At 46.3% G+C, this 11,290-nt stretch carries 9 protein-coding genes; 7 read left to right on the top strand and 2 right to left on the bottom strand.

Annotation, left to right across the window (positions count from 1 at the left end):
* Nucleotides 1–159 precede the first annotated feature (159 nt).
* The 6 genes from RDN79_RS18290 (at nucleotide 160) to RDN79_RS18265 (ending at nucleotide 7,964) form a co-directional block, all read left to right on the top strand.
* The gene (locus tag RDN79_RS18290; protein WP_298551768.1) at nucleotides 160–1,461 is read left to right on the top strand and encodes a phenylacetate--CoA ligase family protein; all 1,302 of its coding nucleotides are present in this window, start codon (nucleotides 160–162) and stop codon (nucleotides 1,459–1,461) included.
* A gap of 51 nt (nucleotides 1,462–1,512) precedes the next feature.
* Nucleotides 1,513–1,938: a hypothetical protein gene (locus tag RDN79_RS18285; RefSeq protein WP_005639303.1), complete on the top strand. Its 426-nt coding sequence runs from the start codon at nucleotides 1,513–1,515 to the stop codon at nucleotides 1,936–1,938.
* A gap of 66 nt (nucleotides 1,939–2,004) precedes the next feature.
* The gene (locus tag RDN79_RS18280; protein ID WP_298551772.1) at nucleotides 2,005–2,814 is read left to right on the top strand and encodes an outer membrane protein assembly factor BamD; all 810 of its coding nucleotides are present in this window, start codon (nucleotides 2,005–2,007) and stop codon (nucleotides 2,812–2,814) included.
* Between the two features lie 26 nt (nucleotides 2,815–2,840).
* Nucleotides 2,841–3,173 carry a DNA-directed RNA polymerase subunit omega gene (locus tag RDN79_RS18275; RefSeq protein ID WP_298551774.1) on the top strand — a complete coding sequence of 111 codons (333 nt, stop codon included), beginning with the start codon at nucleotides 2,841–2,843 and terminating at the stop codon, nucleotides 3,171–3,173.
* A gap of 100 nt (nucleotides 3,174–3,273) precedes the next feature.
* Nucleotides 3,274–3,735, top strand: coding sequence for a DUF4293 domain-containing protein (locus tag RDN79_RS18270; protein WP_298551776.1), 462 nt, complete (start codon nucleotides 3,274–3,276; stop codon nucleotides 3,733–3,735).
* Between the two features lie 314 nt (nucleotides 3,736–4,049).
* A complete protein-coding gene (locus RDN79_RS18265) occupies nucleotides 4,050–7,964 on the top strand; it encodes a two-component regulator propeller domain-containing protein (RefSeq protein ID WP_298551779.1) in 3,915 nt (1,304 codons plus the stop codon).
* Between the two features lies 1 nt (nucleotide 7,965).
* Here the strand turns inward: RDN79_RS18265 and RDN79_RS18260 are convergent, their stop codons facing one another.
* Both RDN79_RS18260 and RDN79_RS18255 read right to left on the bottom strand, forming a co-directional pair.
* Nucleotides 7,966–8,628, bottom strand: a complete 663-nt coding sequence (locus RDN79_RS18260; protein WP_298551781.1) for a porin family protein — start codon at nucleotides 8,626–8,628, stop codon at nucleotides 7,966–7,968.
* Nucleotides 8,625–10,430 carry a LysM peptidoglycan-binding domain-containing protein gene (locus tag RDN79_RS18255; protein ID WP_298551783.1) on the bottom strand — a complete coding sequence of 602 codons (1,806 nt, stop codon included), beginning with the start codon at nucleotides 10,428–10,430 and terminating at the stop codon, nucleotides 8,625–8,627. The genes RDN79_RS18260 and RDN79_RS18255 overlap by 4 nt, the downstream gene beginning before the upstream one ends.
* A 693-nt stretch (nucleotides 10,431–11,123) precedes the next feature.
* On the opposite strand from RDN79_RS18255, the gene RDN79_RS18250 reads away from it, so the two are divergent.
* Nucleotides 11,124–11,290: AAA family ATPase (locus RDN79_RS18250; RefSeq protein ID WP_308573337.1), on the top strand; the 167-nt coding region annotated here is incomplete at its 3' end.

The following is an 11,290-nucleotide window of genomic DNA, read 5'->3' as shown; positions in this document are numbered from 1 at the left end:
GATAAAATAAGCCTTATTTTCAATATTCGTCTATTTTTTAAATGAAAGAGCCGTGGAGGAGGTATAAAAGGAGAACCAAAAAGAAGGTTTCTTTGCAAAAAAGTTATTACTTTGCAACTGATTTAGACTATTAACATTAAAAGATAACGAACTGATACCATGATTTGGAACGAGACTATCGAATGTATGAACCGCGAGGAAATGCGGAAATTACAAAGTATCCGCTTAAGGCGGGTTGTTGAACACGCTTATCATAATTCTCCTTTCTACCGTAAGAAAATGCAGGAAATGGGGATTACTCCGGAAGACATTCATTCTATTGACGATATAGTGAAGCTCCCGTTTACCGTTAAACAGGACTTGCGGGACAATTATCCTTTCGGGCTGATGGCCGTGCCGATGTCCGAGATTGTCCGGTTGCACGCTTCTTCCGGAACGACGGGAAAACCTATTGTTGTCGGTTATACCCGGAAAGATCTGTCTATCTGGGCTGAAGTGGTGGCACGATGTCTGACCGCTTATGGTCTGACCAAGAATGATTCGGTGCAGGTTTCATACGGTTACGGCCTGTTTACCGGAGGCTTGGGAGCACATGCCGGGGTCGAGAATATCGGCGGGACGGTAATTCCGATGAGCAGCGGTAATACGCAGAAGCAGATTCAGTTGATGCACGATTTCGGGGCTAAGGGGTTGGCTTGCACGCCTTCCTATGCGTTGTATCTGGCAGAAACGATTCACTCATCCGGCATACCGTTGGAAGAATTCAAATTGCGCGTCGGTGCTTTTGGCGCTGAACCCTGGACGGAAAACATGCGTAAGGAACTGGAAAGCAAGTTGAATATCAAGGCTTATGATATCTACGGGCTGACGGAGATTTGCGGTCCTGGAGTCGGGGGCGAGTGCGAATGCCAGAACGGCACGCATCTATGGGAAGACCATTTCTTCCCTGAAATTGTAGACCCCGTTACTTTGCAGCCGGTTGAACCGGGACAGCACGGAGAGTTGGTTTTCACGACATTGACAAAAGAAGGGATGCCGATGATCCGTTATCGTACGCGTGACCTGACGCATTTGATCTATGACAAATGCGAATGCGGCCGTACGGCCGTGCGTATGGGACGTATTCTCGGACGTAGTGACGACATGCTGATTATCCGGGGTGTCAACGTATTCCCGTCACAGGTGGAATCGGTCATTCTGGAAATGCCGGAATTCGAACCGCACTATCTGATTGTGGTCGACCGCGTGAACAATACCGACACATTCCAGATTCAAGTGGAAGTGCGTCAGGAATGTTATTCGGACGAAATGAACAAGATGATCGCCTTGAAGAAGAAAATCGCAAACCGTATGCAAAGCGTAATCGGTTTGCAACCCGATATAAAGATTGTCGAGCCGCGCAGCATCGAGCGGAGTATGGGTAAGGCCAAGCATGTGATCGATAATCGTAAACTGGAATAGGAGAGAATCATCAATCACAAATAATTAGTTATAAATCAAATTTTATCCCCCATGTTAATTAAACAGTTATCTATCTTTCTGGAGAATAAGAAAGGCCGTTTTACGGAAGTTGCAAAAATATTAGGTGAAGCCGGCGTAAACATGTCCGCTTTCACTGTTGCTGAAAATTCGGATTTCGGTATCTTGCGTTTGATCGTGTCGGATACGGATACCGCCATCAAGGTCTTGCGCGATCGTTTGTATGCCGTGAGCGTGGCCGATGTGGTTTGCCTGCATTGCCCCAATCAGCCGGGAGCATTGGCCAAAGCAATGGATATTATTACTTCCGCCGGAATATTTATTGAGTATATGTATGCTTTTTCCCAGGGCGAGGCGGCCAATGTGATCATCCGTCCCGACAATGTGGAGAAGTGTGCGGAGGTCCTGAAGGCCAATAAACTGGAGCTTATCGCGGCCAGTGACTTATATAAGTTGTAAATATTAACGTTAAGCGCTTCGTTTATTTGTCGGAAAACTTTAACTTTGCGCGCTAAAAGTATGTGAATGAAAAAGGTTGTATTTTTATTGATGATGATTACGGTTCTGTTATCTTCCTGCGGGGAGTATAACAAGATACTGAAAAGTACAGACTACGAGTTGAAATATTCGTATGCAAAGAAATATTTCAATGCAAAACAATATTCGAAGTCTGCCACTTTACTGGATGAATTGGTGCCTGTGTTCAAAGGTAGGGCTCAAGCTGAAGAATCTTTGTATCTGCTGGCACAAAGCTATTACGGCCAAAAAGACTATCAGACAGCTTCGCAATACTTCAATACCTATTATACGACTTATCCGAAAGGCGAGTACACCGAATTGGCCCGTTATTATTCGGGGTATGGATTGTATCTGGATTCACCGGACCCCCGCTTGGACCAGGCACAAACCTACGAAGCCATTAACCAGTTGCAATTGTATTTGGAGTATTACCCGCAAAGCGAACGGGCCAAGGAAGCCCAGAACATCATGTTCGAACTGCAGGAAAAGCTCGCCTATAAGGAGTTGCTGGCAGTCCGGTTGTATTTCAACCTGGGGACCTATATGGGTAACAACTATCTTTCATGTGTGATTACCGCGCAAAACGCACTTAAGAACTATCCGTATTCAAAGTACAGGGAAGAGTTCATGTTCTATATCATCCGTTCCAAATATGAACTGGCGATAGTGAGTGTGGAAGAAAAGTTGCAGGGACGTTACCGCGAAGTTGTGGATGAGTACTACAACTACATGAACGAGTATCCCGAAGGCAAGTATGTAAAACAGGTTCAGAAGTTCTACGACTATGCCAGCAAGCGAATAACAGATACGTATTAACGAAACAACTAATCAATAAAGTAAGTATGGATTACAGAAAGACAAACGCTCCGTCGAATACAGTTACCCGCGACATGATGAAGCTGTCGGCTGATACGGGCAATGTGTATGAAACTGTTGCAATCATTGGTAAACGTGCTAATCAGATTTCTGTTGAGATGAAACAGGATCTGGAAAAGAAACTCCAGGAATTTGCTTCCTATAACGATAATCTGGAAGAAGTTTTTGAAAACAGAGAGCAGATCGAGATTTCACGTTACTATGAAAAGCTCCCGAAACCGACTTTGATCGCAGCTAAGGAGTATGAAGATGGTAAGGTGTATCATAAGAACCCTGCAAAAGAAAAGAATAACCTATAATGAATTGAAAATTGAGAATTGAGAATTGAAAATTATCGGGTGCCCTATGCGCTCTGTATTTTTCAATTTTCAGTTTTCAATTTTCAATTTTTCAATTATCATGTTACAGAGAATACAAACTGTTTATTTGCTTGTTATAGTGGCATTGACGACCGCCTTGCTGTTCTTGCCGCTTGCCGTGTTGCAGTCGGGTGACCAGTTGTTTACATTTGATGCGACCGGCGTCAGTACGATGGCAGCCCAGCCGGAACTTATTTATCCTACATGGGGATTGTTTGCTTTGGCAGTCGTGATCTCTTTGCTGGCTCTTCTGACGATCTTCCTGTTTAAGAAAAGAATCCTTCAAATACGCCTTTGTATATTTAACGCGATTTTAATGTTGGGTTTCTATGGTCTGTTTGCCTTCTTTTGCTGGAATCTGAACAGCCGGATTGATCCTTTGTCATTGAGCCTGAAGATCGCCCTTTCTTTCCCGCTGGTTAGCCTGATTCTGGATTATCTGGCTATTCGTAACATCGGAGCGGATGAAGCGCTGGTTCGTTCTTTGGACCGCCTGAGATAATTATTGGGAATTTATATAAAAGAAGAAGAGGATGTTTCATCACTGAGACACCCTCTTTTTTTGGCCTAAATCTGATAGCCTAAAGACTATATTTACCTCTATTAGCATTGATAAATCGTAGCAATTCTGATGTAAAACTATTTATTTAGTTGAACTTCAGGTTTTATGGGAAGAAAGGCGGCGTTTTGTTTCGGGAGGAGCCTGCTACCCATTCTTAGCTTGTCTTCATTGCAAAGGTATAGGTGAGCCTTGATTTCTATGTTTGATATTGTCTAAGATTGTTCAGGAATCATCTTTTTTACTATATTTGCTACATGAAAAAGCTGCTTGTCATATTATTGGGCCTATTCTTATGTATGTTTCCTACACAAGCAGAGACTCCTAATTATTATTTCAAGCAGATATCCTTGAAAGACGGCCTTTCGCAATCGACGGTCAATTGTGTGTTGAGCGACCACCAGGGAGTCATTTGGATAGGGACGAGTTTCGGCTTGAACCGTTTCGATCGTGAGAGGATCATGTCTTATAAAAGCGATAAGGATCATCTTTTTTCTATTCCCGGAAATACTATCATTTTCTTGACGGAAGACCTCCGCCATAATATCTGGATCGGAACCGATAGGGGACTGGCCCGGTATGACGGTAGCAAAGACAGGTTCGTGCGTATCACATTTGCCGGTTTGCCTTTGCATGTGCGCAGTTCGGTGGTGACGGATAATGGGATCCTGTTCTTTGGAGCGGGAACGGCTTTCGCTTATTCTTATGCCGATAACCGGATTACGGTTTTACCGGTCAACGGGCCTGAAAAGATTACTTCCGTCTTCACGCATGCCTATATGTATGATAAACAAAAGCAGATCGTGCTGCTTGTCTGCCGCCGTAACGGACTATGGTGGTATCATTTTGCAACAGGCAAGCTGGAGCGGGTTCCCTTTATCCCGGCAAAAGAAGTCACGAGCGTATGCCTGGCTTCGTCGGGAGATATCTGGCTTTCGGTATATGCGGACGGGGTATATGGATATACACCTGAGGGACAGGAACGTTATCATCTGAATACAGGTAATCTGCTGAATAACGATGTCGTCTTGGATATTAAGGAAAGAGACGGTGAACTGTGGTTGGCGACAGATGGGGGAGGCATTAATATCTATGATCCGGAAAAACAGACTGTCCGTGTGATCGCTCATGTTGCCGGAGATAATAATTCGTTGCCGGTCAATTCTTTTGGTTGTCTTTACAGTGATCAGGAGAAGAACATGTGGGCGGGCAGTATCCGGGGCGGACTGATCGGCATGAAGGAGATTAATCTCTATACTTATGGGAGTGTGCCCCTTAATTCGACCGGTGGGTTGAGCTATAAGACCGTGACGAGCTTGTATGAGGACCGGGATCATATTTTGTGGTTGGGTACTGACGGTGACGGCATCAATCGGTTTGATCCGCGAACCGGTCGGTTCCGGCATTATCCTGCGACATTCGGCAAAAAGGTGGTTTCGATCGTTGAATATGATGAAGACGAGCTATTGCTTTCGATATTCAGCCAGGGATTGTACCGGTTTCATAAAGAGACCGGAGAACTTCACGAATATGTCATTGCCGATGCCGGAGAATCCCGTCGTCTGTTCCGCTTTGGCCTGGCTGTACATTTGGACCGCCTGGATAAAGAACGTTTTTATATTTATTCCGATAGCGTCTATTTGTACGACCAACTGTCACGACGTTTGGATGCAATAAGGTGTAAGGAGGAAGGCGTGGTGCTTTCCGCTCTTATGAAGGTGCCCGGAGACGGGCCGGTCGCGTATTTGCGCAGTTTGTCCAACCTGTTGGCGCTGGACCACAAAGACGGCTCCATGCGTGTCTTTTATACTCCGCCCGATTCGATCGGGACGATCGGTGCGGCGTGTCGGGATAAGGCTGGCGGTTTCTGGTTGGGGACCTCTTCCGGCCTGTACCGGTATGATCCGGCGACAAAGCGGACTACGGCTATAGAAGAGAACCGTTTTGCCGGTACAAGCTCGTTGGGATTTGACAGGCAGGGAAGGCTTTGGATCGGGACTCATAACGGGCTATATGCTTATATTCCCGAAGAGGGGAAAACGGTCGTTTTCGGAGAGTCGGATGGTGTTTATGCCAATGAGTATTTGTTCAAACCGCCTTTGCTGACAGCTTCGGGTGATCTGTATATGGCCGGAGTGAACGGTTTGGTCTATATACGGAACAATGTGCCTTTCCCGGAGGAAGTGGACCCTTCGATCAATTTGCTGGATGTGGAACTCGATGGTATTTCAGTCGGTTCCGATGTGATAAGAGATAACAACAGGTTGTCAATCCCCTGGAATTATACATCTTTGAATGCCCGTATCATCGTAAAGGAAAACGATTTGATGCGGAAAAAACTGTTTCGTTATTACATAAAAGGCAGCCAGAATGAAATGATCGAGCGGTCCGGCCATACGATTTCCTTCCATGCCCTTTCTGTCGGTGAATACCATATCGGGGTGTCCTGCAATAAAAGGAATGGCGACTGGAGCGCCCCGGTTCAGTTGCTGGTAATAACGGTTACCCCTCCCTGGTGGAAAACGACCGGATTCCTGATCCTGCTGGTCTTGCTGATTCTGGGTGGCTCTGCACTGACAGCCTGGCTGGCGGTATTGAAAAAGGAGCGTAAAATGGTCTGGGCGATCAAGGAACATGAGCGGAAGACGTATGAAGACCGGGTTCGTTTTCTGATCAATATCAGTCATGAGCTTCGCACGCCCCTTACCTTGATATATGCCCCTTTGAAACGGTTGCTTGCGTCGGGAGAGGTGAAAGACGACAAGTTGTTGCGTTTGTTGACCGGTATTTTCAGGCAGACGCGCCGGATCAAGGATAATATTAATATGGTGCTGGATGTCCGCAAGATGGAGATCGGAGGTGAATCGTTGAACCTGACCAGGCAATCCGTTAACGACTGGTTGAGGGAAATATCAGGCGACTTTGCCCTTGAATTCCAGGTCCGGAACATCCGGTTGGTTTATGATTTTGACGAATCGCTGGGAGAAGTGCCTTTCGATGTCTCCAAATGTGAGATCGTATTGTCCAACCTGTTAATGAATGCCCTGAAGTTTAGCGAGCCGAATACCGTCGTCGTCCTGTCTACGCGCCGTAAACCGGACTATGTTCGTATATCCCTGTCGGATGAAGGTCTCGGACTGGACCATGTAGAGATCGATCGCCTGTTCACCCGTTTCTATCAGGGCGAACATGACCGGAAAGGGAGCGGCATCGGATTGTCGTATGCCCGGATGCTGGTTGAAATGCATGGAGGAAATATCGGTGCACAGGCAAATGAAGGGCGGGGAGCGACCTTCTTTTTCGAACTGCCCCTGGAGAATACGTCCGTTTCTATAGAGGCAAGGCCGTATATGTCCCAGTTGCTTCAGACTTCCGATGTCGAGATACCTGATGCCAGTGACTATCCGCTTGGCGGATATACGGTTATGGTCGTAGAGGATGAACCGGAGTTGCGTGACTACCTGAAAGATGAATTGAGCGGATATTTCAAGGAAGTTTATGTCGCGGAAGAGGGCCGGCAGGCGCTTGAAATGATTCAGGCGAAACTTCCCGACCTGGTAGTCAGTGATGTAATGATGCCTTATATGAACGGTTTCGAATTATGCCGCCGTATAAAGAGCGATGTGGAGATCAGCCATATTCCGGTTATCCTGTTGACGGCGCGTACCGATAATGAAAGTGCCGTACAGGGATATAAGTTAGGGGCCGATATGTATGTCCCGAAGCCGTTCGACCTTGCTTTCCTGCTTGTTGTCCTGCGCAACCTGCTTAAGAGCCGTGAGACCATCCGGAATCGTTATAAGGAAGCCGAACAGATCGTTTCGCCTAAAACCGATACGATCAGCAATGCCGACGAAAAATTCATGAGAAAACTGAATGACCTGATCAGCAGCAACCTGACCAATCCGGACTTGGACGTGCAGTTTGTCGCTGCACAAATGGCCATGAGCCGCGCATCGCTTTACAATAAACTGAAACTGCTTGCCGGCATCAGCATAGGCGATTATATCAACAAGTTCAGAATGGCCGAAGCCGTCCGGCTCCTTGCCGACAAGGATTTGAGTATACAGGAAGTCTCGGAGAAAACCGGTTTTTCCCATCAACGCTATTTCAGCACAGTCTTTAAGCAGATCTACGGCGTGGCGCCTTCACAATACAGACAGGGCTTATGATTTAAAACGCCGGGATCATATACGTGATCTTAGCCGAGATCACCTGCGAAGACGATTTGGAAAAATAATCTTCTTTACGGCTGTTGAAGATGTCGCTAAGGGCATAGTAATAACGGCCTTCCAGTAGGAAAGAGCCGATTCCCGTACGGAGTTCGATACCCGGTCCGCCGCATAACCCCCAGTCGAATTTCTTTTCGACGGGCATGTCGTGCTGCTCGTTTTCGGTGTTCGGCTTGGCTCCGTTCAGATTCTCGTCTGTCTTCTCGCCGAAAGCATAGCCTATTTTGGGTCCCAGGTTGACAAATACCCTGAAACGCTTACTGCCGAAATAGATATGCGTCAGGATCGGAAGTTCAAAATAGTTGATCGTCCGGCTGTATTTGTACTGCGGCTGGTCCTCGAACTTTTCATCCCATCCATGTTGGATGAAATTCAGTTCGGCCTGCAATCCGAGATTCTTTTCCGTGATCCACCGGAGCGTAAGTCCGCCCGTATAGCCCATTTTCATATTCTGCTGCACTTTCGTCTGGGCAAAACTGACTTTGGAGAAGGTCGTACCGAAGGAAGCTCCCAAAGACAATTCCCGTTTGAACTTGTCCTGCGCCTGGATGCCGTTCAGGGCGACAAGGCCTATGATAACTGTTGCAATAACTTTCCTGATCATCTTACTTCATTCCGTGTTACATTGAAATCACTCTGATAATGAACAATAAAGATGTTCGTATTGATGAAGCCTCCCCAGTTATTTACGCGATGGAAATCGAATCCGGTCTGTACGCCCTGGTAATGAATCTTATCCAGATTATTTTCGAAGTTGGAACCGTACTTGTTGATCGCTCCGATGAAAAACATACCGGTGTCGAATCCTAAAATACCATATTTAGGGAATATATTGATCAGGTTCTTGCTATACCAGTTTTTATATTTGGTATAGAAGTCAGCCACCTCTTTCGACAGGTTGTCTGCGTAGAAGCTACTGTATATATACGTGTTCAGGGCATAAAAATCTTCCAGGCAGTCACGCGTGTACGTCTGCCATTCGGGATAGCCGAACAAGGTCAGCCCGCATTCGGGCTTTGTCTCCGCCAGCATACGTAACGGAGACTTGATTTTGTTTAGAGCCTCCAATGTACCCGAAGTCGGTATGACCACGTTCCGTTTGTCCGTTCTGAGGAGCGTGTCGACATCGGCTGTCAAGGTTTCGGCAGTATAATCGATTTCGGTAAATGGGATCTGCCGTTGTTTCATCTCGGCTTTTAATGTTTTGATAAACTCGGTTTTATCCTTGCCGTCCCTGATGTTCAGCAGGATTATGTTGTCTTCGGCAAACAGGTCGCATCCGCCTTGAGCCGCTTTGGCATATAGGTAGGAGTGGGGCGTATTTACCTGGTAAACGTATGCGTTCGACAGCACGTCGTCATTCTTCGACGTGAAAGGAATCACATACTTGATGTTGTTCTTTTGGGCAAATTCCGCAACCGGGCCGATCTGGTCGTTCTGTACGGCTCCGATAATGAGATTGGCTTCTTTGAGTGCGCCCTCTTTCAGAATCTCTTTCAGTTTCTTTGTCCCGTTTCCCGTATCATAAACCGACAGGTCGACGGAGCAGCCGGTATTCTTGAGGCTATCCACCGCCAGCAACAAACCTTCGTAATATTCGATGAAGCGTTGTGTTTCCGCAGAGGGGGTCGCTTCGTTCGTCATAAACGGCAATAACAAGGCCACTTTGACGCTGTTGACGCGCTCGATGCTTTTCGGTTCCGAGAGCAATGCATTGACATCCCTTTCCGAAAGCGTGGCGGTTGCCGGTTCGGTCGTCACATTCTCTTCGGCCTGCACGGGTATCTTAATTACCATACCGGCTTTGACCCCTTCTTTCAATTTCGGGTTAAGCTTGATCAGCTCGTAGCTGGAAATATTGAATTTCCGGCAGATCCGGTACATGGTCTCTTTTTTCTGGACGGTGTATTCGATTTCTTTGGTAACGGTCTTGAGCTCCGTCGTCGGCAAATCTTCCACTTGCGTTGCCGGAATACGGATTGTCTTGCCGATCGTAAAAGTGGAAGTAGACAATCCGGGGTTCGCTTTTACGATGGCGGTAGCGGGAACTGTGTACCGAATGGATAATGAATACAGGGTTTCTTTGGGCTGGATGGTGTGGAAAATATAATTCCCTTCCTGCTTCTTAGCTGTATTTCCAACCATGTCGCGTTGCGGGATTTTTAGGGTGGCGCCTGCTTTGATCCCTTCTTTGCTGTCCGGATTCAGCCGGTAAATATCATCGGGCGTAACCCCGTACATGGTAGCGATTGCGTAAACGGTTTGTCCTCTTTCTATCGTATGAAAAAATACATTATTGTCTTGTCCGCTTGTAATAACCACTTGTGATCGGTTGTTTTGTGCATAGACAGATACACCAGCCAGACTCAGAAAGAGCGTCAGTACATATATGTTAATCTTATTCATTTGCTGATTTGGATTATTTAGGGGCAAAGATAACAACAAAAAACGAGAGTAATAATAGATAAGTCGCTAAAGTGCTTTATCTGGCGTTCCCGATAATGGGCTTATTGTAAAAAACGGCTTAAAAACAGCTCATAGTCCCTTTTGTCAAGTGTCCTCCGGACGATTGTCGCTGTGACGAAAAAAGTGGTTTTGGGGACTTCTTGCCATGAATTGCGCAGAAAATTCCCGTGACGACCGTCTTTATCGCCGTGAAGTCAATGTTCATACATGGTGATCTCGGCAGCTCGCGGCAACGAAGACGGTCGTCACGGCGATGAAGACGGTCGTCACGGAATTCTGCTGCCGGAATCCCGGAAAAAAGCCTTGTTCACTTTGCCATATTCCCGTATCCTCTTCTTGTTTTCTCAACTATTCGATTCTCCGGGAGTTTAGCTTTTCCGGAATGAAAGGAACCGGGACGAATCGATTGACAGGTGTAACACGGTTTAGACGAACCCGGCAGAAGATTGGCCCGTGTGTCAGAAAAAATGCCATATAGGTAGATAAAAGACAGATCGGATCCGCCTTTATTTTCTCGTGAAATAGAAAAAAAGAGGGTTATTGTAGAAAATGATTTAATATTCCCCGACATTTCGGAAATCCATAAAAAAACGTATCTTTGTCTGTCAAGTGTTTTAATTAAATACCGTAATCATGAGCAACAAGATATATCCTATCGGTGTCCAGAATTTCGAGAGCCTTCGTAAAGACGGTTATTTTTATGTAGACAAGACCGCTCTTGTCTATCAGTTGGCGACAAGTGGCCGTTACTATTTCCTCAGCCGCCCTCGCCGTTTCGGAAAGAGCTTGTTGCTATCAAC

The sequence above is a fragment of the uncultured Parabacteroides sp. genome (genome assembly GCF_902493135.1).
Taxonomy (GTDB): Bacteria; Bacteroidota; Bacteroidia; order Bacteroidales; family Tannerellaceae; genus Parabacteroides.
Note: the sequence above shows the minus strand (reverse complement) of the source record. Positions and strands in the feature narration are given on the sequence as shown.